The organism is Janthinobacterium sp. CG3 (assembly GCF_000344615.1).
GTDB lineage: Bacteria > Pseudomonadota > Gammaproteobacteria > Burkholderiales > Burkholderiaceae_D > Janthinobacterium.
In genome coordinates this window covers 1,512,060-1,536,585 of record NZ_KB467824.1, presented here as the reverse complement: position 1 = coordinate 1,536,585, position 24,526 = coordinate 1,512,060, and the positions used below count along the sequence as shown (strand labels likewise).

Genomic DNA, 24,526 nt, shown 5'->3' with positions numbered 1-24,526 from the left:
CGGCGCGATTAGTGTGCTTTAAAAGCCACATTTCGCGCTATGATTTCATCGGCGAAAGAAGCGGTCGGATTTTCCTCCCACCCCATCCTGTCCTGCAACGGCGGCGCCGGCCCGGCGCCGCCATCCACTTTGCTCTTCGATGATACGGATCACCCATGCATGTACGTAGCGCCACCCTGATATTCAGTTTGATCGCCAGCCTCGGCGGCAACGCCGGCGCGCAGAGCTGCCCGGCCTCGGCCTTCGGCGCCGGCGCGGCCCCCGGCTACCCGAACAGCAAGACCGGCGACCAGCAAGACAACTACCACGGCACCCAGGTCGCCGATCCCTACCGCTGGCTGGAGGACGCCAACAGCGCCGAGACCCACGACTGGGTCGAGTCGCAAAACCAGCTGACCCAATCCTACCTGGGCCAAATCGCCGGGCGCGACGGCATCAAGCAGCGCCTGACCAAGCTGTGGAACTACGAGCGCTTCAGCGTGCCGTTCAAAGAGGGCGGGCGCTACTTCTACAGCCGCAACGACGGCCTGCAGAACCAGGCCGTGCTGTACACGCTGGCGTCGCTGGACGACACGCCGCGCCTGCTGCTCGACCCGAACACCCTGGCCGCCGACGGCACCGTGGCGCTGGCCGGCACCTCGGTCAGCCCGAACGGCAAATACCTGGCCTACGGCACGGCCGCCTCCGGCTCCGACTGGAACGTCTGGAAGGTGCGCGACATCGACACCGGCAAGGACCTCGACGACGAGCTGAAGTGGGTCAAATTTTCCGGCGCCTCATGGACCAAGGATGGCGGCGGCTTCTTCTACAGCCGCTACGACGCGCCACAGGAGGCCACCAAGCTGGCCGACATCAACTACTTCCAGAAATTGTACTTCCATCAGGTCGGCACGCCGCAAAGCAGCGACGTGCTGGTCTATGACCGCCCGGACCAGAAGGAATGGGGTTTCGGCGGCAAAGTCAGCGACGACGGCAACTACCTGGTGATCACCGCCACCCAGGGCACGGCGCACAAGAACCGCGTCTTCTACAAGGACTTGCGGCGCAAGGACGGCAAGGTCGCCACCCTGCTCGACGGCTTCGACGCGTCCTATGAATTCATCGACAACGACGGCCCGGTGTTCTGGTTCATGACCGACAACAAGGCGCCGACATCGCGCGTGGTCGCCATCGACACGCGCCGCCCGCAAGCGGCCAACTGGAAGGAGATCGTGCCGCAGGCGGCCCAGACGCTGACCAACGCCGGCATCGTCAACCGCCAACTGGTGCTGGAGTACCTGAGCGACGCGCGCAGCCAGGTCAAGGTGGTCGACCTGAAAGGCAAGCCGGTGCGCGAGGTGGCGCTGCCGGGCATTGGTTCGGCCAGCGGCTTCGGCGGCAAGCGCGGCGACACCGAAACCTTCTACTCGTACACCAGCTTCACGACGCCGACGACGATCTACCGCTACGACATGAAAACCGGCAAGAGCAGCGTCTACCGCCAGCCAAAGGTCGACTTTGACCCGAGCGATTTCGACACGCGGCAGCAGTTCTTCACCAGCCGCGACGGCACCAAGGTGCCGATGTTCATCGTCTCGAAAAAGGGCATCAAGCTCGACGGTTCGAACCCGACCTACCTGTACGGCTACGGCGGCTTCAACGTCTCGCTCACGCCCGCCTTCTCGGTGGCCAACCTGGCCTGGCTTGAAATGGGCGGCGTCTACGTGATGGCCAACCTGCGCGGCGGCGGCGAATACGGCGAGGCCTGGCACACCGCCGGCACCAAGCTGCACAAGCAAAACGTGTTCGACGACTTCATCGGCGCGGCCGAGTGGCTGGTCGATAACAAGGTCAGCTCGCCGGCCAAGCTGGCCATCGGCGGCGGCAGCAACGGCGGCCTGCTGGTCGGCGCGGCAATGACCCAGCGTCCCGAGTTGTTCGCCGCGGCGATCCCGCAGGTGGGCGTGCTCGACATGCTGCGCTTCCACAAGTTCACCATCGGCTGGGCCTGGACATCGGACTACGGCTCGTCCGACAACGCCGACGAGTTCAAGGCGCTGATGGCCTACTCGCCGCTGCACAACGTGAAAAAGGGCCGCTGCTACCCGGCCACGATGATCACCACCGCCGACCACGACGACCGCGTCGTGCCGGCGCACAGCTTCAAGTTCGCCGCCGCCGCGCAGGCGGCGCAGGGCGGCCCGGCGCCGATCCTGATCCGCATCGACCGCAAGGCCGGCCACGGCGCCGGCAAGCCGACCGCCAAGCAGATCGAGGAAGTGGCCGACCGCTGGGGCTTCCTCAGCCGCGCGCTGCGGATGAACGAGGCGGGCGAACCGGCCAAGGTCGCCGCGCAGTAAGCGCCACGGCGCCGGGATAGGCGGGCGCAACGGGGCGGGCGGCGGCGTCGCCCGCCTTTGGCTTTGCGCGGCGCCGGCCATGAAATCCACACACGCCGCAAAAGTGGGCCGGAATGCGGATCGAACCGCCGACATCGCCGCCCAGTTCCAGCGCGCTAAATCCCGCCGCCAGCGCCGCCGCCGCACGTCAATCCGTGCCGGATAGGTAGCGAGCAAACCGCGACTGTTGATCGCACCTTGCTTCAAGCCCGGCAGCAGCGGTGCAGCGCTCTGGTATAGCCATGTCGTATGCACGGATACGCCCTGTGCGCTGCCACAGAATAGCCTTATGCCAAAGCGGCGACGAAAATCTCCGGCACCGGCGGCGCGGCCAGCAAGGGCATGACTTTGAGCACCTGTTCCAGCAGCACGGCATTGCTGTCGCCAGCCTGCAGATCCGCTTCCGATTCCCATATCGTAATTGACATGCCTTTCCCGGTGGCCGGGTCGGTCAGCAGCAAGCTGCTCTTAAATCCTTGCTGCTGCTTCAAGAGCGGCATGACGGAATCCTGAAATAGTGCGACGATTTCATCGAGTTTTTCGGGTTTTGATTGAACATGGGTCACTCTTGCGAACATGGTTTTCTCCAGCGTTAATAAATCGGCGGCGGCGTACCGGCAGTCGGCGGCGAATCGGCCTGCCGACCGTCAGTACAGTATGTATGGTAAGACTATACCGCGCCGTTGCCAATATTGCAATCTTAACCTGGTAGGATATGATTTGCCCGCGTCGCGCCACAACCGCCCCCGTTGTTTGAATTTTTTTAGGAGTCGTAATGATCCAACCGCCGGCCGCCCCGAAGCAGCGCCTGTCACGCGAAGATTGGCTTGATTTTGGTTTGACCGTGCTGCGCGACGAGGGGGCGCAGGCGCTGAAAGCAGAGCCGCTGTGCAAACGCCTGGGCGTCACCCGCGGCAGTTTTTACTGGCACTTTGAGAGTGCGGGCAGTTTCATGCTGGCGGTGGTGGAGCGCTGGGAAGCCCGGGCCACCGAGCAGGTGATGGCGCTGGTCGAGCGCCAGCAGGGCAGCGCCATTGAAAAACTGCGTTTTCTGCTGCGCAAGGTGGGTCGGATGGATATCCAGTTTTACGAGGCCATCAACCACCTGGGCGGGCAAAACCCGGAATTGGCTGCCGTGCTGCGTCGCGTGCACGACAGGCGCGTGCATTTTTTGGCCAAGTTGCTGGGGGAGCTGGGCCTGGAGGCGGGCGAGGCGCAAGTGCGGGCGCACATCATCTATGCCTGGGCCATGGGCGAGTTGCTGACCCGCGAGCGCGGGCTAGCCGCCTACACCGAGGCGCAAATCGGCGCCTTGGAACGTTTGCTGATGACGTGTTAGGCATCGGCCGCCCCCAGCCGCCCATTCCATATTTGTGTCAAAACGATTTTTCCCTTGATCCTGACCTTACGTCAGGTTCTACGATGGTTTGCATGGAGGAAGCGGCGATGCCCTTGAAAATTGGTGAACTCGCAAAGCGGGCCGGTCTGACCGTACGCACTTTGCACCACTACGACAGCATCGGTCTGCTTTCCCCGTCGGCGCGCTCGAACAGCGGCTTCAGGCTGTACAACCAGGACGACGTGGTGCGCCTGCACCGCATCCACGCCCTGAAGCAACTTGGCTGTTCGCTGGCCGACATCGGCGCGCTGCTGGACGGCACCGGTATCTCGCCGGTCGACGTCATCACGCACCAGATCGCCGCTGTGGACGATCAGGTCCAGCGTGGACAGCGACTCGGACAGCGCCTTCGGCTGATGCTCAGGGAACTCAGCGACGGCCGCGATACCAGCGTCGACGAGTGGCTCACCCTCATGGAGAAAATGACAATGTACGAAAAATACTTTTCAAAAGCGGAATTGGGCGCGCTGCGCGCGCGCCAGGAGCAGGCCGGCCCGGCCGCCGACAGCGCCTGGAAGGCGTTGATCGCGCAGGTGCAAAACGCGCTCGACCAGGCGCTGCCGGCAAGCGGCGAACTGGCGCGCTCGCTGGCGCAGCGCTGGATGCGCCTGCTCGACCAGGGCACCGGCAGCGACATCGGCCTGGCCATCAAGCTGCAAACCATGCAGGAAAGCGAGAGCAGGGCGCAGCAGATCACCGGCATCACGCCGGCGATGATCGAATGGATACTGGCGGCCTTCGCCTGCGCCCGCGCCAGCCTGTTCGAACGCCATCTGACGCCGGCCGAGTTCGAGCAGGTGCGCCGGCGCATGGTTGCGCACGCCCCGCAATGGCATCCGCTGATCGAGCAGCTGCGCCGGCAGATGGACGCCGGCGCCGGCCTCGACGAACCGGCCGTGCAGGCGCTGGCGCGCCGTTGGGAGGCGCTGTTCCGGCTATCCTACGCCGGCGACGACGCCGCCCTGGAGTTGAAGGTGCGCGCCGCCTTCCACGCCGAACCGGACCTGTCGAGCGGCGTCGGCGTCGACGCCCGCCTGATCGCCTTCGTGCAACAAGCCATCATGCAGCTGCACCGGCCGCCGGACGAGGCGGTGGCCGGGCCGAAGCCGAGCGCCTACATGGTGGCGGTGCTGCGCGCCGCGCACCAGTTGCTGGACGCGCCGCTGGTGTTCGACGATCCGCTGGCGCTGACCATTTTGGGGCCGGTGGAGGAGGCCGCCGTGCGCGCCAGCATCGGCCGCTACACCGACCCGATGTCGACGGCGCTGCGCGCCACGCTGGCGGTGCGCAGCCGGCTCGCCGAGGACGCCTGGGCCGTCGCGCAGCGCGACGGCGCGCGCCAGTACGTGGTGCTGGGCGCCGGCCTCGATACCTACGCCTTCCGCGGCGCGGCGCTGGCGGACAGCCGCATCTTCGAGGTCGACCTGGCGGCGACGCAGCGGTGGAAGCGCGAGCGCCTGGCCGCGGCCGGCATCGCCGAACCCGCCGCGCTGAGCTACGTGCCGCTCGATTTCAAACGCTCGACGCTGGCCGCCGGCCTGGCCGAAGCCGGCTTCCGCTCCGACCAGCCGGCGTTCTTCTCGTGGCTGGGCGTGACGATGTACCTGGAGCAGGAGGAAGTGTACGAGACGCTGCGCTACATCGCCTCCTGCGCGGCGGGTAGCGGCGTGGTGTTCGATTACGGCGCCGACCCGGAGCTGCTCGCGCCGGCCGAACGCACCGCGCTGCAAATGATGTCGGCGAAAGCGGCCGAACGCGGCGAACCGTGGAACAGCTATTTCGACCCGGCGCAGCTGGCGGACATGCTGGGGAAGATCGGCTTTGCCGATGTGGAGGCGTTCAGCGCGCCGCAGTTGAGCGAACGCTACCTGTCCGGGCGCCAGGATGGCTTGCGGCTGGGCGGCGTCACGCGCCTGATGCGGGCGACGCTGCGCTAAGCCGCCGCCGGCGCCAGTCGGGTTACGCCCGTTGGGCTAACCCGAGCTACCACGCCTTAACGGTGAATCACCACCAACAGCGCCTTGCCCTCGGTCTTGCCGGTGTTGCGGATGGCGTGCTGCTGGTCGGCCGGGTAGCGCGCGGTGCCGCCGATCTTGACCCTGCGCTTGGCCGCGCCGACTTCGATCTCCATCGAACCGTGCAGCAGCGTCAAATGCTCGGTGGTGCCCGGATCGTGCGGCTGCGACACCAGTTCGCCGCCGGGCGCCAGCGTCAACTCGTACCACTCGTACTTCCCGGCCAATTCCATCGGCCCGAGAATGCGCAGCACATAGCCGGCGTGGTCGCCCGGCAGCGTCGGCGTCTCGTGCGCGTCGAGCACGCGGATGGTCTCGACACTTTTTACCGTGCTCGACAGCAGCTCGCCGATCGCCACCCCCAGCGCGTTCGCCAGGCGCCAGGTGATGGCGATGGTGGGGTTGGCCTTCTCCCGCTCGATCTGCGACAGCATCGACTTCGACACCCCCGCGATGCGCGACAAATCCTCCAGTGTCAGGCCGCGCGCGAGGCGCAGTTTTTGCAGCGTGGCGCCGACTTCGGGCGGAGAATTGGTCGAAACGGGTGTTTTCATCTGGGAGAGGCTTGCAAAGTTCAATAGGCTTGGGTAATATCCATTATATTGAATTTGAGTTCGACATAACGGAATTCGAGGGTGCTGTTGGAAAAGAGTGTAAACTCTGAAAACATCTCCAGGCGCAGGTACGGTACAACATAGTGCGACAATCGGTCAAGCGGCCGCCACACCAATACACAAAGGGACAAAACATGAGCGAGCAAACCAAGAGCGTTTTCTTCAGCGGCCTGCAGCAAAGCCTGGACCAGTTGCGCGAGCAGGGCTTGTACAAGCCGGAGCGCGTGATCGCCTCGCGCCAGGGCGCCGAAGTGGTGTGTGACGACGGCCGTACCCTGATCAATATGTGCGCCAACAACTACCTGGGCCTGTCCGGCGACCTGCAAACCCAGCAGGCGTCGATCGCGGCGACCGAACAATACGGCTACGGCCTGTCGTCGGTGCGCTTCATCTGCGGCACCCAGACCGTCCACAAACAACTCGAACAAGCCATCTCCAGCTTCCTCGGCACCGAAGACACGATCCTGTACGCCGCCGCCTTCGACGCCAACGGCGGCCTGTTCGAGCCGCTCTTCGACGAACAGGACGCGATCATCTCCGACGCCCTGAACCACGCCTCGATCATCGACGGCATCCGCCTGTGCAAGGCCGGCCGCTATCGCTACCTGCACAACGACATGGCCGACCTGGAAGTGCAGCTGCAGGCCGCCGTCGCCGCCGGCAAGCGCCACAAGGTCATCGTCACCGACGGCGTGTTCTCGATGGACGGCACCATCGCCCAGCTCGACAAGATCTGCGACCTGGCCGACCAGTACGACGCCCTGGTGATGATCGACGAATGCCACGCCTCCGGCTTTATGGGCGCCACCGGCCGCGGCACCCACGAGCACCACAACGTGCTGGGCCGCATCGACATCATCACCGGCACGCTCGGCAAGGCGCTGGGCGGGGCGATGGGCGGCTTCACCTCGGCGCGCAAGGAAGTGATCGACATGCTGCGCCAGAAGTCGCGTCCCTACCTGTTCTCGAACACGCTGGCGCCGTCGATCGCCGGCGCCTCGCTGTCGGTGCTCGAACGCCTGTCGAAGTCGACCGAGCTGCGCGACCGCCTGCACGAGAACACCGCCTTCTTCCGCGCAGAAATCGAGCGTATCGGCTTCATCATCAAGCCGGGCACCCACCCGGTGGTGCCGGTGATGTTGTTCGACGCGCCGGTTGCGCAAAAATTCGCCGCCCGAATGTACGAACTCGGCGTGCTGCTCACCGGTTTCTTCTACCCGGTGGTGCCGATGGGCCAGGCGCGCGTGCGCGTGCAGCTGTCGGCCGCCCACAGCCGCGAGCAACTGGTCACCGTGCTGGCCGCATTCGAACAGGCGGGGCGTGAGCTCGGCCTGCTGAAGACCCAATAAAATCAAATCAGGAAAAATAAAAATGGAACGCATCTTAGTCATCGGCGCCAACGGTCAAATCGGCAGCGAACTGGTGGGCGCGCTGGCCGCGCAGCACGGCGCGCAGAACGTCATCGCGGGCGACATCGGCGCCGCCAACGTCTACAACGCGGCGCGCTACACCCGCCTCGACGTGCTGGACCGGGCCGGCCTGGCCGCGCTGGTCGAGCGGGAGGGCATCACCCAGGTCTACCAGCTGGCGGCGCTGCTGTCGGCCACCGGCGAACAGGCGCCGCTGAAGGCATGGACGCTGAACATGGACGGCTTGCTCAACATCCTCGAAGTGGCGCGCGAACGCGGCGAGGCGGGCAAGCCGCTGCGCATCTTCTGGCCGTCGTCGATCGCCGCCTTCGGCCCGAACACGCCGCCGGTGAACACGCCGCAAATGACGGTGATGGACCCGACCACGATTTACGGCATCAGCAAACTGGCCGGCGAGCGCCTGTGCGAATACTACTTCAGCAAATACGGCGTCGACGTGCGCAGCATCCGCTACCCCGGCATCATCAGCTACAAATCGCCACCGGGCGGCGGCACCACCGACTACGCCATCGCGATATTCCACGCGGCGCTGCGCGGCGAACGCTACGAGTGTTTCCTCGGCCCGCAGACCGCGCTGCCGATGATCTACATGCCCGACGCGATCCGCGCGACGATCGAATTAATGGACGCGCCGGCGGCCCAAATCAAGATTCGTTCGGCATATAATGTGGCCGGTTTGTCGTTCAACCCGGAGCAACTGGCCAAGGCCATCGTGCAGCGGGTGCCGAACTTCGCCATCGGCTACAAGCCGGACAGCCGCCAGGCCATCGCCGACAGCTGGCCGCAAAGCCTGGACGACGCGCAGGCGACGGCCGACTGGGGCTGGAAGGCGCAAATCGGCCTGGACCACCTGGTCACCGACATGCTCGCGCACATCGACGTGAACGTCGGTAAGGCGATGGCCGAAGCGGCCTGAACCGGCGGCTGATCCACCCACGATAACTATATATAAAGAGACTATCCAATGGACATGAGCGTATTTGATCTATTTAAAATCGGCATCGGGCCGTCGAGTTCCCACACCGTGGGGCCGATGGTGGCGGCGCGGCGTTTCCTGATCGAATGCGGTTCACTGGACAATGCCGTCGGCGTCGAAGCGGCCCTGTACGGCTCGCTGGCGCTGACCGGCGTCGGCCACGCCACCGACAAGGCCGTCATCCTCGGCCTGATGGGCGAAACCCCGCAGGGTGTCGCGCCCGGCGACGTCGACGGCAAGCTGGCCGGCGTCGAAGCGGCGCGCGAAATCAAACTGCTGGGCAGCCACGCGGTGCCGTTTACGGCCGCGACCGGCTTGATCTGGCACAAAAGCGAATCGCTGCCGGAGCACCCGAACGGCATGCGCTTCACGCTGATGCTGGCCGACGGCGGCCGCATCGACCGGGTGTTCTACTCGGTCGGCGGCGGCTTCATCCACGCCGCCGGCGAGGCCCAGGCCAAGCAGCAGTCGGGACAGGCGGGCGACGCCCCGGCTTCGACGGTCGTCTACCCGTTCGACACGATGGACCAGTTGCTGGCGCACGGCAAGGCCAGCGGCCTGTCGATCCCGCAGATGCTGCGCGCCAATGAGTGCGTGCGCCTGGGCAACGACGAATTGAACGCCGGCATCGACAAGATCTGGCACGTGATGCGCGACTGCATCGCCCATGGCCTGGAAACCGGCGGCCAACTGCCGGGCGGCCTGAACGTCAAACGGCGCGCGGCCAAGTTGTGGACCATGGCGCAGGAAGCGAAGGCGTCGGACAACCGCGCCAACGACCTGCCGCACGACGCGATCCACCAGGTGAGCCTGTACGCGATGGCCGTCAACGAGGAAAACGCCGCCGGCGGGCGGGTCGTCACGGCGCCGACCAACGGCGCGGCCGGCATCATTCCGGCGGTGCTGCGCTATTACGCCGAAGACTGCCATCCGAGCGACCCGGTGACCGGCGTGCGCGACTTCATGCTGACGTCGGCGGCGATCGGCATGCTGTGCAAGCGCAACGCCTCGATCTCCGGCGCCGAAATCGGCTGCCAGGGCGAGGTCGGCGTGGCCTGCGCGATGGCGGCGGCCGGCCTGGTGGCCGCGCTCGGCGGCAGCAACGAACAAATCGAAAACGCCGCCGAAATCGGCATCGAACACCACCTGGGCATGACCTGCGACCCGATCGGCGGCCTGGTGCAAATCCCCTGCATCGAGCGCAACGGCATGGGCGCCGTCAAAGCCATCACCGCCGCCTCGCTGGCGCTGAAAGGCGACGGCACCCACTTCGTCAGCCTCGACGAAGTCATCGAAACGATGCGCCAGACCGGCGCCGACATGCAAGACAAATACAAGGAAACTTCGCTGGGCGGGCTGGCCATCCACGTCATCACCGTCAACCACGCCGCCTGCTAAACAACGCATTGACTTGGGGGTTCGCAAGGATGGGCGGGCCGCATTATAATAAGCGTTCAATTGCACTCGATGCTTCTTAGCCGTTAGCCCAACCGGACTTTTCTACTTTATGCAATACGTGTCTACCCGCGCCGCCCAAGCGCCTGCTTCTTCCGCTTCGCAACAATTTTCCGACATCCTGTTGGGTGGCCTGGCCCCCGACGGCGGCCTGTATTTGCCGGCCGAGTATCCGCAGGTGACGGGCGCCGAACTCGACGCCTGGCGCAAGCTGTCCTACGCCGAGCTGGCCTATGAAATTTTGCGCAAGTTCGCGACCGATATTCCGGACGCCGATTTGAAGGCGCTGACGGCGAAGACGTATACGAAGGCGGTGTACCGCAACGCGCGCGACGGCGAGAAGGCCGCCGATATCACGCCGCTGCGGGTGCTCGAAGAAAACCTGGCCAAGGGCGGCGCCACCACGTTGTTGCTGCAGGGGCTGTCGAACGGCCCGACGCTGGCGTTCAAGGATATGGCGATGCAGTTGCTCGGCAATCTGTTCGAGTACACGCTGGCCAAGACCAAGGCCGAGCTGAATATCTTCGGCGCGACCTCGGGCGACACCGGCAGCGCCGCCGAGTATGCGATGCGCGGCAAGAAGGGCATCCGCGTCTTCATGTTGTCGCCGCATAAGAAGATGAGCGCCTTCCAGAGCGCGCAGATGTTCAGCCTGCAGGACAAGAATATTTTCAATATCGCCGTCGAGGGCGTCTTCGACGATTGCCAGGACATGGTCAAGGCCGTCTCGAACGACTTGCCGTTCAAGGCCGCGCAAAAGATCGGCACCGTCAATTCGATCAACTGGGCGCGCGTCGTCGCGCAGGTCGTGTATTACTTCCGCGGCTACCTCGCGACCACCACCGACAACACCCAGAAGGTGTCGTTCACGGTGCCGTCGGGTAACTTCGGCAATATCTGCGCCGGCCACATCGCCCGCATGATGGGCTTGCCGATCGCCAAGCTGGTCGCCGCCACCAATGAAAACGACGTGCTCGACGAGTTCTTCCGCACCGGCGTCTACCGCGTGCGCAAGTCGGCCGAGACTTACCACACCAGCAGCCCGTCGATGGACATTTCGAAGGCGTCGAACTTCGAGCGTTTCATTTACGACTTGGTGGGCCGCGACGGCGACCGCGTGCGCGCGCTGTTCCACAAGGTGGAAACGGCCGGCGGCTTCGACCTGTCCGGCAAGCCGGGCAGCGACGGCGACGAGTTCAAGCTGGTGGCCAAGTACGGCTTCCAGTCCGGCAAGTCGACCCACAAGGACCGCCTCGACACCATCCGCGACGTCGCCGACGACTACGGCATCGTCATCGACACCCATACCGCCGACGGTATCAAGGTGGCGCGCGAGCATCTGGAGCCGGGCGTGCCGATGATCGTGCTGGAAACGGCGCTGGCCGCCAAGTTCAACGAAACCATCCTCGACGCGCTGGGCGTCGACGCCGAGCGTCCGGAAGGCTTCGAAAATATCGAGGACTTGCCACAGAAATTCGTCGTGATGGGCACCGACGTGGTCGCCATGCAGGCTTATATCGCCGCCAATACTGGCCTGTAAGCCGCCGATGAGCGAATATAAGCCAAAACCGATGCTGACGGCGCAAGCCGCGCTGGACCTGTTGCTGGGCGCGGCGCGCCCGGTCGCCGCGATCGACTCCGTGCCGACGCTGGCGGCCAACGGCCGCGTGCTGGCGCGGGCGCAGAGCTCGGACATGAACGTCCCGGCGCGAGACAACACGCAAATGGATGGCTACGCGGTGCGCGCGGCCGATTGCGCCGGCGCGGCGGCGGCCTTGCCGGTGTCGCAACGGATCGCGGCCGGCCACGTCGGCGAGCCCTTGCAGCCGGGTACGGCGGCGCGCATTTTCACCGGCGCGCTGATTCCGGAAGGCGCCGACGCCGTCGTCATGCAGGAGCAATGCGAGTTGCTCGACGGCGTAGTCACGGTGCGGCACGCGCCGGCGCCGGGCGAGTGGATACGCCGCGCCGGCGAGGACATCACCGCCGGCAGCGTAATTTTGCCGGCCGGCACGCGCCTGCGCAGCCAGGAGCTGGGGCTGGCGGCGTCGGTCGGCCTGGCCGAACTGCCGGTCTGGCGCAAGCTGCGCGTGGCGGTGTTTTTCACCGGCGACGAGCTGACCATGCCGGGCCAGCCGCTGGCGCCGGGCGCGATCTACAATTCGAACCGCTTCACCTTGCGCGCGCTGCTGGAAAACCTCGGTTGCCAGATCAGCGACTACGGCATCGTCCCGGATTCGCTAGCCGCCACCCGCGCGGTGCTGCGCGAGGCGGCCCAGGCGCACGACCTGATCATCACCTCGGGCGGCGTGTCGGTCGGCGACGAGGACCACGTCAAGCCGGCGGTCGAGGCGGAAGGGCGTCTGAACATGTGGCAGATCGCCATCAAGCCCGGCAAGCCGCTGGCCTTCGGCGAGGTCAAGGACGCCTTCTTCATCGGTTTGCCGGGCAATCCGGTGTCGAGCTTCATCACCTTCCTGATGTTCGTGCGGCCGTTCATCCTGCGCCTGCAAGGCGTCGGCGACCCGGCCGCGCTGGCGCCGAAGGGCTACACGCTGCGCGCCGACTTCCACTGGCCGAAGGCGGACCGGCGCAACGAGTTCCTGCGCGCGCGCATGAACGCCGGCGGCGGCCTGGACCTGTTCGCCAACCAAAGCTCGGGCGTGCTGACCTCGACCGTGTGGGGCGACGGCGTAGTCGACAACCCGCCGGGGCAAACCATCGCGCCGGGCGACACCGTCCGCTTCATCCCATTCAGCGAATTGCTGCACTAATCAAGTCGGTCGATCACACTATGAATATTACGCTGCGTTTTTTTGCCAGCGTGCGCGAGATTCTCGGCACATCCCAGGAAGCGCTGGCCTTGCCGGCGCACGTGACGACGGTCGGCGAGCTGCGCGCCTTCCTGCTTGCCCGCGGCGGCGCCTGGACCGAAGCGCTGGCCGAGGGCCGCTCGCTGCGCATGGCCTGCAACCAGATCATGTGCCAGCCCGAGGCGACACTGTCGGAGGCCTGCGAAGTGGCATTCTTTCCGCCGGTCACCGGCGGCTGATGCGGCGGGAGCGAGGGCTTATTTTCGCCCATTGGCCGCGCCGCCTTGTTCCTTGCGGAAACGAAGGTATTTGCTGCCGATGAAAATGGCCGACGCCAGCAGCGCCCAGGCCAGGGAGCCGAGGATGCCATTGGTGGAGCCGCCCCCCTGGATAAATTCGATCGCCACCAAAATCGCGAACAACACCGTGCTGGCGAGTGCGTAGCGGCTGACCCAATACATTGTTCCCATTACTGCTCCTGTCAATCCAGCATAAAATGCCGCTACATTCCGTAGGTCGGATTAGCGTAGCGTAATCCGACAATGTTGGCCGAAGCGCGACGCGCCGCTCCAGGCCCGCGTGGACGGCTTACCCGCGTCGCGTCGCGGTGATCGGCCATTCCTAGTTGCAGTATGCACCAACTCCATGAATAGAATCAATGTCAACTAGCCCCCACACCCCCCCACGCGTCGCCGTCATCGGCGGCGGCCCAGCCGGCCTGATGGCGGCGCAAACTTTGGCGCAGGGCGGCGCGCGCGTCGACGTCTACGACGCGATGCCCTCGGTCGGCCGCAAATTTCTGTTGGCGGGGCGGGGCGGCATGAATATCACCCACGCCGAGCCCTACGCCGATTTTGTCGGGCGCTACGGCAAACAAAGCGTCGCGTTGCGCCCGCTGCTGGACGGCTTCGGCCCCGACAGCGTGCGCGCCTGGGTGCACGGCCTGGGCGTGGACACCTTCGTCGGCACCTCCGGGCGGGTGTTCCCGACCGACATGAAGGCGGCGCCGCTGCTGCGCGCCTGGCTGCACCGGCTGCGCGAGAGCGGCGTGGCATTCCACATGCGCCACCGCTGGACCGGCTGGCGCGACGCCGAGCTGCTGTTCGCCACGCCCGGCGGCGAGCTGGCGGCGCCGGCCGACGCCGTTATCCTGGCGCTGGGCGGCGCGAGTTGGGCCAGGCTAGGGTCGGACGGCGCCTGGTTGCCGTTGCTGGAGCGACAGGGCGTGCCGGTGGCGCCGCTGCGGCCGGCCAACTGCGGCTTCGACGTCGATTGGAGCGAGCACTTCAGCAGCCGTTACGCCGGCCACCCCTTGGCCACGGTGGCGATCACCTCGACCGACGCCGGCGGCCAGCCGCTGCGCCGGCAGGGCCAGTTCGTGGTGACGGCCGGCGGCGTCGAGGGCAGCCTGATTTATGCGTTGTCGGCCGCGCTGCGCGACCAGATCGACGCCGACGGCGGCGCGCTGATCCATCTCGACCTGGTGCCGGACTGGACGCTGGAGCGGGTCGTCGACGAGGTCGGCCGGCCGCGCGGCGCGCGCTCGATGTCGAGCCACTTGCAGAGCCGGCTGGGAATCAAGGGGGTCAAGTCGGGCCTGTTGCGCGAATGCCTAGGCGCCGACGAATTCGCCGATCCGCGGCGGCTGGCGCGGGCGATCAAGATGTTGCCGCTGCGTTTGCGCCGGCCCCGGCCGATTGACGAGGCCATCAGCAGCGCCGGCGGGGTCCGTTTCGACGGGGTGGACGCGTTGATGCTGAAGGCCATGCCGGGCGTGTTCGCCGCCGGCGAAATGCTGGACTGGGAAGCGCCGACCGGCGGCTACCTGCTGACGGCCTGCCTGGCCAGCGGCCGGGCCGCCGGCGCCAGCGCGTTGAACTGGCTGGGTTGCCAAGGCTGAGGCGCGGGCCGGCGGTTTACTCCCATTCGATGTCGCCGGAACCGTTGCTGCTTGAGCGGCGTTGCGGCGGATTGCCGTAGACTTTGATATTGCCGCTGCCGCGCAGCGTCAGGTCGGCCGCGTCCCTGGCGAACACCACGGCCGCGCCCGAACCCTGCAACGACACCTCGACCCGGTCGGCCGCCAAGTGCTCGGCGTCGAGGTCGCCCGAGCCGCTCAGCTCGGCGCGCAGCAAGTTGCAGCTGCCGCTGGTCGTGATCGCGCCGGAGCCGGCCAGGTTGACCGTCACGCTGCCGCTGTTGCCGCCGTTCAGATTCAAGTCGCCGCTGCCGTTCATCCCCGCCAGCACATGCTTGAAGCGGCCGTTGAAGGTGACGTTGCCGCTGCCGTGTACGCGCAGCTCGAAGCGCTCGCCGCTGAAACCGTTTACGGTGCTGTCGCCGCTGCCGTGCATGTCAAGTTGTTGTAGCGCAGGTAACACCAGCTCGACTTGCAGCGGCTGGCGGTGATGCAACAGCATCCCCTTCGGTCCGATGTGCAGCGTGGCGCCGCGCTCGCTGGTCTCGACGTTGGCCAGCAGACGCTGCTCGCCGCGCACCAGCAGCGACGGCGCCAGCCCTTGCCGCACCGTCAGATCGATCGGGCCGCTTACTTCAATGGTGTGGATGTTCTTGCCTATCGTGCGCGCCTCGCTGCGCACGGCCCGGCCCGCCGCGCTGCCGGGGTTGCTCAGCCCCTGCGCCCGCAGCATCGTGTAGGACACGCCGATCAGCGCAAAGGCCAGCAGCAACAGGCTGACGCCGACTTTAATGAGTGTTCGCATGGTGTGGCTCCTGTTCCCGGCGGTGCGTCCGCCATAAATATGCTTATTGCTGGCGTGTATCCGCCAGTTTCTGGTGTGTTCCGGGGTGGGGCGGCCGCCTTAGCGCCCCTTCAACAGCGTGAAATTCATTTCGATATAACGCTTGATGCCGAACAGCGTGTACTTCGTCACGACCAGGCTGAGCAAGAAGAAAACGATGCCACACAGCACCATTGCCATTCCGAACATGGTCTGGACGCTGCGCGAGTCATGGTCGAGGTCGGTGGATATATGCAGGCCGCCGCCGGCGAGGGCCTCGGCGCGGCGCATGACGCGCGAGGACGAGGGCGCGTCGCCGGCCTCGTCCTCGGCTTCGGACTCGCCTTTGTCGCCGTCGTGCCTGGCGCCGCTGGCCGGCTCCTGGATGACCTGGATAGTCGACCCGCCGATCGAAATCCGCGTCTGCGCCGGCTCGCCGCGCTCGTCGCCCTTCAGCATAAAGTGGCGCAGCGGACCGTCCAGCACCAGCTCATTGGCGCCCGACAAGCCGCTGGCGGTGATCGCGATGCCACCCACATAAAACGCCAGCGCCGCCACATACATGGCCGCCAACAATGCCGAATACACCATCGCCGGCAGCACCATGAACAGATTGAAAATGGCCAGCCCCAGCGCGGACCCCACCAGGCGCGCGAAATTGGCGGGATTCCGGGTTCGCTCGAAAGCGCTCAGATGCGTACTGGCGCGCAGCGTCACAGCGATCTTCTTCGGCTCGCCCAAGTCGGCGGCGATTTCCGCCTCGCTGCGGCCGGCGGCCAGGCCGTCGATAAACCGCTGTTCGTAATACGCCAGCGTCTTGGCGAGCGTTTCGGCCGGCAGGCCCGCCAGCGCGCGCCGCAGCGCGTCGATATAGTCTAATTTGCTCATTTCATACTCACAGATTCAAACGGGCGTCGATGCTGTTACTGTAGGCCAACAGCGTCGCCGTAGCCAGCCACATGCGACAAGCTGCGATATTCGCGGCGCAGACGACAGCCTGCCGGGATATACGGCGCGCTTATGACGAAGTGACAATATCGACAGTGGAGACGGTCAGAGGGCGGCGGCCAGGACGCCGCTGCGCACCGCCGATTCGATGGTCGCCGGGTAGTCGCTGTGGGTGTAGTCGCCGGCCAGGGCCAGGCCGGGCAGGCCGGTGGCGTTGTCGGGCCGCGCCAGGCCGGGGCTACAGGCGTAGGTGGCGCGCTTGTCGGTGATGACGCGGCTCCACGCCGGTTCGGCCAGCTCGGGCCGGCGGAAGACGTCGGCCAGTTGCCGGGCGACGGCCTTGGCCAGCGCCGCCTGTCCTTGCGCGGCGGCCTCGGCCGACGCGCTGATGACGACTGCCAGCATGCCGGACTGGGCCGGGTCGAGTTGGCCGCGGTCGAAGACGAATTGGCCCCAGTGGCCGGCTTGCGGTGCGTCGATCAGGGCGAAGAACGCCCGTTCCAGGCGCGTGCCGGGCGGGTACTGCAAGTAGCAGGTGCTGATAGCTTCGAATTCGAATGCCGCCAGTTGGCTGGCGATGGCCGACATTGCCGGGTTTTGCAGTTGCTCCAGCAGGGCCGCGGTCTGCGCCGCCGGGGTCGCCAGGATGACGCCGTCGAAGGCGCCGCCGCTCGCTTCGCCGCGGACGTCGAGTTGCCAGCCGCCGTCGGCTTGCCGGCGCAGGCCGGTAACGCTGGCGCCGCAGTGGACCGCGCCGCCGTGGCGCCGGACGAACGCGGCGGCGGCGTCGGGAAACAGCGCGCTCAGGTCAACTTTCGGCAGCAGCATGTCGGAGGCGCGCCGCCGCGCGCCCAGGCTGTCGCGCAGCACGTTGAGAAAGATTTTCGCGGAGGCGCGCTCGGGCGGGGTGTTCAGCGCCGCCAGGCACAGCGGGCGCCACATCAGTTGGATCAGGCGCGCGCTCTGGTCGAAGCGTTCCAGCAGTTCGCTGACGCTGCAGTCGCTGTGCAGTTGCCAGCCCATCCAGCGCGCGGTGCTGGAGAAGCGCGCCAGCGCCATTTTGTCGGCGCGCGCCAGGCCGTCGGCGCGCAGCAGCGCGGCGGCCAGGTGCAGCGGCGCCGGCCAGCGCGGCGCGACGAAGTCCATGCCGCCGCAGCCGGGCGGATAGCGCATTTGCAGCGGCAGGTTCAGCAGCGCTTGCCGCGCCTCGACACCGACCAGTTGCAGCAGCCGCAGCGTGGCGCCGTAGGCGCCCAGCAGGATGTGCTGGCCGTTGTCGACGACGCCGCCGTCGAATTCGACGCGGCGGGCGCGGCCGCCCAGCGTGCGCGCCGCCTCGAACAGCGTGACGTCGTGGCCGGCGCGGCTGAGTTCAACCGCCGCGGCGCAACCGGCCCAGCCGCCGCCCACCACCGCCATCCGTTTCGGCGCTGCCGCTGGCTTGTGGTTAGCCACGTACGTAGGTTTTCCACGCCAGCCACAGTTTGCGGATCGGCGTCAGCGAGATGCGTTGCTTGAGCACGTGGTAGCCGTCGCGCTCGACCTCGGTCAGCAGGGTGCGGTAGATCGCCGCCATGATCAGGCCGGGGCGCTGGGCGCGGCGGTCCTCGGCCGGCAGCAGCGCGAACGCCTCGTCGTAGGCGCTTTGCGCGCGCGCCACCTGGAAGCGCATCAGGTTGTCGAAGTTCTCGCTGTGGCGGGCGTTGAGCAGGTCGGCCGCCGTGACGTTGAACCGCTGCAATTCGTTGACCGGCAGGTAGATGCGGCCCTTGCGCGCGTCTTCGCCGACGTCGCGGATGATGTTGGTGAGCTGGAAGGCGTGGCCGAGTTTTTCCGCGTACAGCAGCGTTTCCGGCTTGGTCGCGCCGAAGATGCTGGCCGACAGGATGCCGACCACGCTGGCCACGTGCCAGCAGTAGCGCGTCATTGCCTGGTAGTCGAGGTAGCGGGTCTGGTTCAAGTCCATTTCCATGCCGTCGATGATGGCCTGCAGGTATTTTTCCTCCAGCTTGTAGACCGCCAAGTGCGGTTCCAGCGCGCGCATCACCGGATGCGCCGGCTTGCCCTCGAACATGGCCCGCACTTCCTTGCGCCACCAGGCCAGCTTGGTGCGCGCGATCGCCTCGTCGGTGCATTCGTCGACGGTGTCGTCGACTTCGCGGCAGAACGCGTACAGCGCCGTGATGGCGCGGCGCCGCTCCGGCGGCAGGAACAGGAAGCTGTAGTAAAAACTGGAGCCGCTCTGGGCGGCTTTTTGTTGGCAGTATTCGTCGGGAGACATAGTCAAAATTGCATGGGTTGCGTTCGAAGCCGCTATTCTATAGCCGAAGCGCCCTCGGTGAAGGCGTCAACGCGCTTTTTTAGCGCGCATGCGCAGCGCGCGCCAGCAAATGACCAGCCAATCGCGCTTTTGCAATGCCGGCCGGCGCCGGAACACGTCGTAGTTGACCGTTTCGATCGCTTCCAGGATGCGCAGGCCGCCCTGGACCACCAGCCGCAGTTCCCAGCCGATGCGCCCGCGCAGGCGCAGCGCCAGCGGCGCGCCGCTGAGTAGCAGCGCGCGCGCCCGCGCCACCTCGAAGCGCATCAACGCGCTCCACTTGCCGTGCGACTCGGCCCGCTCCAGCGCCGCCGGCGACACGGCGAAACGGGTCAGGTCTTCCAGCGGCAGGTAGATGCGTTCTTTTTGTTGGTCGATTGCCACATCTTGCAAAAAGTTAATTAATTGCAGGGCCGAACATATGGCGTCGGAATCGCGCAGATTGTCCTCGTCGGCCGCCTTGTACAGATTGAGCATCAGCGCGCCGACCGGATTGGCCGAGCGCCGGCAATAGTCGAGCAGGGTGGCGAAGTCGGCGTAACGCGTCACGACGACGTCTTGTTTGAAGGCGGACAGCAGGTCGTAGAACGGCTTCAGCGGCAACTCGTGCTTGGCGATCACCAGGGCCAGGCGTTCGAACATCGGGTCGGCGCCGCTTTCTTTGCGGTGGATGCGGTCCAGCGCCGCTTCGTAGGCTTGCAGCGCGGCCAGGCGCTCGGCCGGCGTGGCGTCGCCCTCGTCGGCCAGGTCGTCGGCGCTGCGGGCGAAGGCATAGATGGCTTCGACCGCCGGCACCAGGCGGCGCGGCAGTAGCACGGAGGCTACGGGGAAATTTTCGTAATGGTCTACTGGCATGAAAAACACTTATTTAAATTAATGACGCGAAAGTCATTTGCAAACAATTTAGTCCCGTCTATAATTACTTAACGGAAAGTCATTTACTTTTTAACTCGGAAGAATAGTAACATCTTGATATCGCTACCAGTTCCCCGTATTGCACGTCCGGCATGATTTTTATGTTGCCGTGCATAAATCGAACAGCCCGCATAGTAAAGGAAAATAACGTGTTCGCCCTGAAATCCCCGCGTCAAATTACGCCGCTTCCGCTTGCTTCGCTACTCGCCACCGCCTTCTTGTTGAGCGCCTGCTCGAAACCCGCCGAAAAAACCCAGGATATCCGTCCGGTGCGGGCCTTGGTACTGGAGAGTAATAGCGTCGATGTCAACGCCGAATTTTCCGGCGAGGTGCGGGCGCGGGTGGAGTCGCGGCTGGGGTTCCGGGTCGGTGGCAAGATCGTCGCGCGCAAAGTCGACGCCGGCGCCGTCGTCAAGCAAGGCCAGGTGCTGATGCAGCTCGATGCGCAGGACTTGCAACTGGCGCAGGCGCAGGCGTTGGCCGGCTTGCGCGGCGCCGAGACCAGCCGCGACCTGTCGCGCGCCGAACTGAAGCGTTATCAGGAGTTGCGCGAGAAGAATTTCGTCAGCCAAGCCGTGCTCGATACCAAACAGTCGGCCTTCAAGGCGGCCCAGGCCGGCGTCGATTCGGCCCAGGCAGCCTATCGCGGGCAGTCGAACCAGGCCGCCTACACCAGCCTGGTGTCGGATATCGACGGCGTGGTGACGGCGGTCGACGCCGAAGCGGGGCAGGTAGTGGCGGCCGGCGCGCCGGTGGTGCGTATCGCCAAGTCCGGCGAGAAGGAAGTGGTCATCGGCATTCCCGAAGACAAGGTCGAAACGCTGCGCCACGTTTCCGACGTGCAGGTGCGGCTATGGGCCAAGCCGGGCCAGGCCGTGCCCGGCAAGATCCGCGAGATTGCGCCGATGGCCGACCCGGCCACACGCACCTACACGGTGAAGGTGGCGATTCCCGACAGTATGGCGCAGGCGCGCCTGGGCATGACGGCGGTGGTGCAGTTCGCCTCGAAGACGGCGGTGCCGCAACTCAAGGTGCCGCTGACGGCGCTGTTCTATGAGAAGGCCGCCACCTCGGTGTGGGTAATCGAGCAGGGTGTGGTCAAATTGGTGCCCGTCACTATCGGCGGCGCGGCCGGCAACGACTTGTTGCTCACCAGCGGAGTCAAGGCCGGACAGACCGTCGTCACGGCCGGCGTGAACTTGCTGAAGCCGGGCCAGAAGGTCAAAATCCTCGGCGACGACCTGCCGACCAAGGCCAAGGCCGCGGCGCCGGCCACCGGGGCCATGCAATGAAGGGCGGCTTCAACCTCTCGCGCTGGGCGCTGGAACACATTCCGCTGACGCGCTATCTGATCGCCGTGCTGTTGATCGGCGGCATGCTCAGCTACGCCAGCCTGGGGCAGGACGAAGACCCGCCGTTCACCTTTCGCGCGATGGTGATCCGCGCCAACTGGCCGGGCGCGACCGCCTTGCAGATGGCCGACCAGGTCACTGACAAGTTGGAGCGCAAGTTGCAGGAAACCCCGTTCATCGACGAGATCAGCAGCTATTCGAAGCCGGGCGAAACCCTGATCATCCTCAAGCTGCGCGAGTCGGCGCCGCCCAAGGACACCGCCGCCGCCTGGTACCAGGTGCGCAAGAAAATCGGCGACATCCGCGGCACGCTGCCGGCCGGCGTCGTCGGCCCCTTTTTCAACGACGAGTTCGGCGACACCTATGGCTCGATCTTCGCGCTCTCCGGCGACGGTTTTACGTATGCCGAGATGAAGGATTACGCCGACTTCGTGCGCCAGCAACTGCTCAACGTGCCGCTGGTGGCCAAGGTCGAACTGTTCGGCGTGCAGGATGAAAAAGTCATCATCGAGTTTTCGCACAAGAAATTCGCGCAACTGGGCGTGCCGTTCGAGGCCATCGTCAACCAGATCGCCACGCAGAACTCGGTCGAGGCCACCGGCGTGCTGGTGACGCCGACCGACAACCTGCAGGTGCGCGTCAGCGGCGCGCTGAAGTCGGCCAAGGACTTCGAAGCATTGGAGCTGCGCGCCGGCGGCGCCACATTCCGCCTGGGCGACTTCGCCGTCGTCAAGCGCGAATACCGCGACCCGCCGCAGGACAAGATGCGCTTCAACGGCAAGGAAGTGATCGGCCTGGGCGTCTCGATGGAAAAGGGCGGCAACATCATCGAGATGGGCAAGCACATGGAAAAGACCGTCGAGCGCCTGCGCGGCCAGCTGCCGGTCGGCATCGAGCTGGCGCGCGTGTCGAACCAGCCGGAGGCGGTCACCGCTTCGGTGGGCGAATTCATCCGCACCTTGATCGAAGCGATCCTGATCGTACTGGCCGTCAGCTTCCTGGCGCTGGGCCTGCACACCAAGCCGTTCCGCCTGGACGTGCGGCCGGGCCTGGTGGTGGCGCTGACCATTCCGCTGGTGCTGGCGGTGACTTTCCTGTTCATGCGCATGCTCGACATCGACTTGCACAAGATTTCGCTGGGCGCGCTGATCATCGCCCTGGGCCTGCTGGTGGACGACGCCATCATCGCCGTCGAAATGATGGTGCGCAAAATGGAAGAGGGCTTCTCGCGCTTCGACGCCGCCACCTACGCCTACACGTCGACGGCCATGCCGATGCTGACCGGCACCCTGATCACGGTGGCGGGCTTCCTGCCGATCGGCCTGGCCAAGTCGGCCGCCGGCGAATACACGTTTTCGCTGTTTTCGGTGAACGCGCTGGCGCTGATCATTTCCTGGGTGGTGGCGGTGGTGTTTACGCCCTACATCGGCTACGTGCTGCTGAAGGTCAAGCCGCACTCCGACGGCCACCACGAGCTGTTCGACACGCCCGGCTTCCGGCGCTTCCGCGCCACCGTCAACTGGTGCGTGGACTGGCGCAAGAGCACCATCGCGGCGACCCTGGCTATCTTCGCGCTGGGCATTTACGGCTTCAATTTCATCGAAAAGCAATTCTTTCCCGATTCCAGCCGGCCCGAGCTGATGGTGGAGATGTGGACGCCGGAAGGCACCACCTTTGCCGCCAACGAAGCCGAGGTGAAGAAATTCGAGACCTTCGTGCGTAAGCTCGACGGCGTCGTCAGCGTCACCAGCTACGTCGGCACCGGCAGCCCGCGCTTCTACCTGCCGCTGGACCAGATCTTCCCGCAGTCGAACGTGTCGCAGATTGTGGTGTTGCCGAAGGACTTGGCGACGCGCGCCGCGCTGCGCGAGAAGATCGTCGCCGTCTTCAAGGAAGATTTCCCGGAAGTGCGCGGCCGCGTCAAGCTGTTGCCGAACGGGCCGCCGGTGCCGTATCCGGTGCAATTTCGCGTCACCGGCACCGAGGTGGCCAAGGTGCGCGCGATCGCCGACGAGGTCAAGGACGTCATGCGCGGGAACCTCAACACCCTGGGCGTGAACGACAACTGGAACGAGTCGATCAAGGTCTTGCGCCTGGACCTGGACCAGGACAAGATGCGCGCGCTCGGCATCACCTCGCAAACGGTGATGCGGGCGGCCAACACCATCCTGTCCGGCACCACCATCGGCCAGTTCCGCGAGGACAACAAGCTGATCGACATCCAGGTGCGCCAGCCGCTGCAGGAGCGCTCGACGATCTCGGTGTTAAACGACACCAATATTCCCACCGCCAGCGGCAAATCGGTGACGGTCGCGCAGGTGGCGCGCGCCCATTTCGTCTGGGAGCCGGGCGTGGTCTGGCGCGAAGGGCGCGAGTGGGCCATTACGGTACAGTCCGACGTCGTCGACGGCATCCAGGGGCCGACCGTGTCGGGCCAGGTCAACGCCAAGCTCGACGCGCTGCGCGCCAAGCTACCGGCCGGCTACCGCATCACCGTCAAGGGGGCGGCGGCCGACAGCGGCGCGGCCGAGGCATCGATCGCGGCCAACCTGCCATTGGCGATCTTCATTATCTTCACCTTGCTGATGTTGCAGCTGCATAGCTTCTCGCGCTCGCTGCTGGTGTTCCTGACCGGTCCGCTGGGCGTGGCCGGCGCGGCCGCCGCGCTGTTGCTGCTGGGCCGCCCGCTGGGCTTCGTCGCCAACCTGGGCGTGATCGCGCTGTTCGGCATGATCATCCGCAACTCGGTGATCCTGGTCGACCAGATCGAGCAAGACATCGCCGGCGGCGCCGAGCCGTGGGACGCCATCGTCGAATCGGCGGTGCGGCGCTGCCGGCCTATCGTGCTGACGGCGGCGGCGGCCGCGCTGGCGATGATACCGCTGTCGCGTTCGGTGTTTTGGGGGCCGCTGGCGGTCGCCATCATGGGCGGCCTGATCCTGGCCACGGCGCTGACGCTGCTGTTCCTGCCGGCGCTGTACGCGGCCTGGTTCCGCGTCAAAAAGCCCGCCGCGAAAGCCGCCGCGGCGGTAAGCAACATCCCGGCGGCGTAAAAGCGGGGGGGGGGGGGCTGGCCCTCCGGGTCTGGCCCCGGCGGACCGCCGCCGGTTTCTTTTCGGCCGCGCGCCAATGTCAGCGCAAAAAAACGCCGCATTCCTGCTGGGAATCCA

The 24,526-nt window shown here is 65.7% G+C and carries 21 protein-coding genes; 12 read left to right on the top strand and 9 right to left on the bottom strand.

Translation table 11 applies throughout. The annotated features are described in order from the left end of the window. Positions 1 to 155 precede the first annotated feature (155 nt). Complete coding sequence (locus JANGC3_RS0106555) at positions 156 to 2,339, top strand: prolyl oligopeptidase family serine peptidase (RefSeq protein WP_026132648.1); 2,184 nt, start codon at positions 156 to 158, stop codon at positions 2,337 to 2,339. Here the strand turns inward: JANGC3_RS0106555 and JANGC3_RS34050 are convergent. Further along, positions 2,281 to 2,511, bottom strand: coding sequence for an amidase family protein (locus JANGC3_RS34050; protein ID WP_442789072.1), 231 nt, complete (start codon positions 2,509 to 2,511; stop codon positions 2,281 to 2,283). The genes JANGC3_RS0106555 and JANGC3_RS34050 overlap by 59 nt on opposite strands. A gap of 154 nt (positions 2,512 to 2,665) precedes the next feature. Continuing rightward, positions 2,666 to 2,956, bottom strand: a complete 291-nt coding sequence (locus JANGC3_RS30670) for an antibiotic biosynthesis monooxygenase family protein (protein ID WP_081611782.1) — start codon at positions 2,954 to 2,956, stop codon at positions 2,666 to 2,668. A 197-nt stretch (positions 2,957 to 3,153) separates the two neighbouring features. Here JANGC3_RS30670 and JANGC3_RS28560 point away from each other — a divergent pair, with 197 nt between their 5' ends. Then, on the top strand, positions 3,154 to 3,717 hold the full coding sequence (locus tag JANGC3_RS28560; RefSeq protein ID WP_017875686.1) for a TetR/AcrR family transcriptional regulator: 564 nt from the start codon (positions 3,154 to 3,156) through the stop codon (positions 3,715 to 3,717). Positions 3,718 to 3,824: 107 nt separating this feature from the next. Continuing rightward, a complete protein-coding gene (locus JANGC3_RS0106540) occupies positions 3,825 to 5,714 on the top strand; it encodes an SAM-dependent methyltransferase (RefSeq protein ID WP_026132647.1) in 1,890 nt (629 codons plus the stop codon). A gap of 56 nt (positions 5,715 to 5,770) precedes the next feature. Here JANGC3_RS0106540 and JANGC3_RS0106535 read toward each other — a convergent pair whose 3' ends face one another. Further along, positions 5,771 to 6,346: a helix-turn-helix domain-containing protein gene (locus tag JANGC3_RS0106535; protein ID WP_017875684.1), complete on the bottom strand. Its 576-nt coding sequence runs from the start codon at positions 6,344 to 6,346 to the stop codon at positions 5,771 to 5,773. A gap of 194 nt (positions 6,347 to 6,540) precedes the next feature. Between JANGC3_RS0106535 and kbl the strand changes: the two genes are divergently transcribed. The 6 genes from kbl to moaD all read left to right on the top strand — a co-directional run bounded on the left by kbl (position 6,541) and on the right by moaD (position 13,319). Then, positions 6,541 to 7,755 (top strand): glycine C-acetyltransferase, encoded by a 1,215-nt coding sequence (gene kbl, locus JANGC3_RS0106525; protein WP_017875682.1) that lies wholly within the window; start codon positions 6,541 to 6,543, stop codon positions 7,753 to 7,755. A gap of 22 nt (positions 7,756 to 7,777) precedes the next feature. Beyond that, positions 7,778 to 8,752, top strand: coding sequence for an NAD-dependent epimerase/dehydratase family protein (locus JANGC3_RS0106520; RefSeq protein WP_017875681.1), 975 nt, complete (start codon positions 7,778 to 7,780; stop codon positions 8,750 to 8,752). Between the two features lie 48 nt (positions 8,753 to 8,800). Beyond that, positions 8,801 to 10,210 carry an L-serine ammonia-lyase gene (locus JANGC3_RS0106515; RefSeq protein WP_026132645.1) on the top strand — a complete coding sequence of 470 codons (1,410 nt, stop codon included), beginning with the start codon at positions 8,801 to 8,803 and terminating at the stop codon, positions 10,208 to 10,210. Between the two features lie 109 nt (positions 10,211 to 10,319). Then, positions 10,320 to 11,807 (top strand): threonine synthase, encoded by a 1,488-nt coding sequence (gene thrC, locus JANGC3_RS0106510; protein WP_026132644.1) that lies wholly within the window; start codon positions 10,320 to 10,322, stop codon positions 11,805 to 11,807. Positions 11,808 to 11,814: 7 nt separating this feature from the next. Then, the gene (locus JANGC3_RS0106505; protein WP_017875678.1) at positions 11,815 to 13,041 is read left to right on the top strand and encodes a molybdopterin molybdotransferase MoeA; all 1,227 of its coding nucleotides are present in this window, start codon (positions 11,815 to 11,817) and stop codon (positions 13,039 to 13,041) included. 20 nt (positions 13,042 to 13,061) lie between these two features. Next, complete coding sequence (gene moaD / locus JANGC3_RS0106500; protein WP_017875677.1) at positions 13,062 to 13,319, top strand: molybdopterin converting factor subunit 1; 258 nt, start codon at positions 13,062 to 13,064, stop codon at positions 13,317 to 13,319. An 18-nt stretch (positions 13,320 to 13,337) separates the two neighbouring features. Here moaD and JANGC3_RS0106495 read toward each other — a convergent pair whose 3' ends face one another. Continuing rightward, the gene (locus JANGC3_RS0106495) at positions 13,338 to 13,550 is read right to left on the bottom strand and encodes a hypothetical protein (RefSeq protein WP_026132643.1); all 213 of its coding nucleotides are present in this window, start codon (positions 13,548 to 13,550) and stop codon (positions 13,338 to 13,340) included. 188 nt (positions 13,551 to 13,738) lie between these two features. On the opposite strand from JANGC3_RS0106495, the gene JANGC3_RS0106490 reads away from it, so the two are divergent. Next, positions 13,739 to 14,980 carry a TIGR03862 family flavoprotein gene (locus tag JANGC3_RS0106490; RefSeq protein ID WP_035787552.1) on the top strand — a complete coding sequence of 414 codons (1,242 nt, stop codon included), beginning with the start codon at positions 13,739 to 13,741 and terminating at the stop codon, positions 14,978 to 14,980. 16 nt (positions 14,981 to 14,996) lie between these two features. Here JANGC3_RS0106490 and JANGC3_RS0106485 read toward each other — a convergent pair whose 3' ends face one another. From JANGC3_RS0106485 to hpnC, 5 genes are all read right to left on the bottom strand, one after another. Next, positions 14,997 to 15,803, bottom strand: coding sequence for a head GIN domain-containing protein (locus JANGC3_RS0106485; RefSeq protein ID WP_017875674.1), 807 nt, complete (start codon positions 15,801 to 15,803; stop codon positions 14,997 to 14,999). Between the two features lie 99 nt (positions 15,804 to 15,902). Beyond that, positions 15,903 to 16,709, bottom strand: coding sequence for a DUF1700 domain-containing protein (locus JANGC3_RS0106480; RefSeq protein ID WP_017875673.1), 807 nt, complete (start codon positions 16,707 to 16,709; stop codon positions 15,903 to 15,905). 165 nt (positions 16,710 to 16,874) lie between these two features. After that, a complete protein-coding gene (gene hpnE, locus JANGC3_RS0106475) occupies positions 16,875 to 18,188 on the bottom strand; it encodes a hydroxysqualene dehydroxylase HpnE (RefSeq protein WP_017875672.1) in 1,314 nt (437 codons plus the stop codon). Positions 18,189 to 18,216: 28 nt separating this feature from the next. Next, entirely contained in the window at positions 18,217 to 19,050 is an 834-nt protein-coding gene (gene hpnD, locus JANGC3_RS0106470; RefSeq protein WP_017875671.1) for a presqualene diphosphate synthase HpnD, read from the bottom strand. A gap of 66 nt (positions 19,051 to 19,116) precedes the next feature. Beyond that, positions 19,117 to 19,944: a squalene synthase HpnC gene (gene hpnC / locus JANGC3_RS0106465; RefSeq protein ID WP_026132641.1), complete on the bottom strand. Its 828-nt coding sequence runs from the start codon at positions 19,942 to 19,944 to the stop codon at positions 19,117 to 19,119. Positions 19,945 to 20,153: 209 nt separating this feature from the next. Between hpnC and JANGC3_RS0106460 the strand changes: the two genes are divergently transcribed. After that, positions 20,154 to 21,296, top strand: a complete 1,143-nt coding sequence (locus tag JANGC3_RS0106460; protein ID WP_232429667.1) for an efflux RND transporter periplasmic adaptor subunit — start codon at positions 20,154 to 20,156, stop codon at positions 21,294 to 21,296. Beyond that, on the top strand, positions 21,293 to 24,409 hold the full coding sequence (locus tag JANGC3_RS0106455) for an efflux RND transporter permease subunit (RefSeq protein ID WP_017875668.1): 3,117 nt from the start codon (positions 21,293 to 21,295) through the stop codon (positions 24,407 to 24,409). The genes JANGC3_RS0106460 and JANGC3_RS0106455 overlap by 4 nt, the downstream gene beginning before the upstream one ends. The last annotated feature ends 117 nt before the right edge of the window (positions 24,410 to 24,526 follow it).

Excerpts from the sequence above, each read along its gene's own strand:
- JANGC3_RS0106555 (WP_026132648.1), top strand. The coding sequence starts at position 156 with ATGCATGTACGTAGCGCCACCCTGATATTCAGTTTGATCGCCAGCCTC.
- JANGC3_RS30670 (WP_081611782.1), bottom strand. The coding sequence starts at position 2,956 with ATGTTCGCAAGAGTGACCCATGTTCAATCAAAACCCGAAAAACTCGAT.
- JANGC3_RS28560 (WP_017875686.1), top strand. The coding sequence starts at position 3,154 with ATGATCCAACCGCCGGCCGCCCCGAAGCAGCGCCTGTCACGCGAAGAT.
- JANGC3_RS0106540 (WP_026132647.1), top strand. The coding sequence starts at position 3,825 with ATGCCCTTGAAAATTGGTGAACTCGCAAAGCGGGCCGGTCTGACCGTA.
- JANGC3_RS0106535 (WP_017875684.1), bottom strand. The coding sequence starts at position 6,346 with ATGAAAACACCCGTTTCGACCAATTCTCCGCCCGAAGTCGGCGCCACG.
- kbl (WP_017875682.1), top strand. The coding sequence starts at position 6,541 with ATGAGCGAGCAAACCAAGAGCGTTTTCTTCAGCGGCCTGCAGCAAAGC.
- JANGC3_RS0106520 (WP_017875681.1), top strand. The coding sequence starts at position 7,778 with ATGGAACGCATCTTAGTCATCGGCGCCAACGGTCAAATCGGCAGCGAA.
- JANGC3_RS0106515 (WP_026132645.1), top strand. The coding sequence starts at position 8,801 with ATGGACATGAGCGTATTTGATCTATTTAAAATCGGCATCGGGCCGTCG.
- thrC (WP_026132644.1), top strand. The coding sequence starts at position 10,320 with ATGCAATACGTGTCTACCCGCGCCGCCCAAGCGCCTGCTTCTTCCGCT.
- JANGC3_RS0106505 (WP_017875678.1), top strand. The coding sequence starts at position 11,815 with ATGAGCGAATATAAGCCAAAACCGATGCTGACGGCGCAAGCCGCGCTG.
- moaD (WP_017875677.1), top strand. The coding sequence starts at position 13,062 with ATGAATATTACGCTGCGTTTTTTTGCCAGCGTGCGCGAGATTCTCGGC.
- JANGC3_RS0106495 (WP_026132643.1), bottom strand. The coding sequence starts at position 13,550 with ATGGGAACAATGTATTGGGTCAGCCGCTACGCACTCGCCAGCACGGTG.
- JANGC3_RS0106490 (WP_035787552.1), top strand. The coding sequence starts at position 13,739 with ATGTCAACTAGCCCCCACACCCCCCCACGCGTCGCCGTCATCGGCGGC.
- JANGC3_RS0106485 (WP_017875674.1), bottom strand. The coding sequence starts at position 15,803 with ATGCGAACACTCATTAAAGTCGGCGTCAGCCTGTTGCTGCTGGCCTTT.
- JANGC3_RS0106480 (WP_017875673.1), bottom strand. The coding sequence starts at position 16,709 with ATGAGCAAATTAGACTATATCGACGCGCTGCGGCGCGCGCTGGCGGGC.
- hpnE (WP_017875672.1), bottom strand. The coding sequence starts at position 18,188 with ATGGCGGTGGTGGGCGGCGGCTGGGCCGGTTGCGCCGCGGCGGTTGAA.
- hpnD (WP_017875671.1), bottom strand. The coding sequence starts at position 19,050 with ATGTCTCCCGACGAATACTGCCAACAAAAAGCCGCCCAGAGCGGCTCC.
- hpnC (WP_026132641.1), bottom strand. The coding sequence starts at position 19,944 with ATGCCAGTAGACCATTACGAAAATTTCCCCGTAGCCTCCGTGCTACTG.
- JANGC3_RS0106455 (WP_017875668.1), top strand. The coding sequence starts at position 21,293 with ATGAAGGGCGGCTTCAACCTCTCGCGCTGGGCGCTGGAACACATTCCG.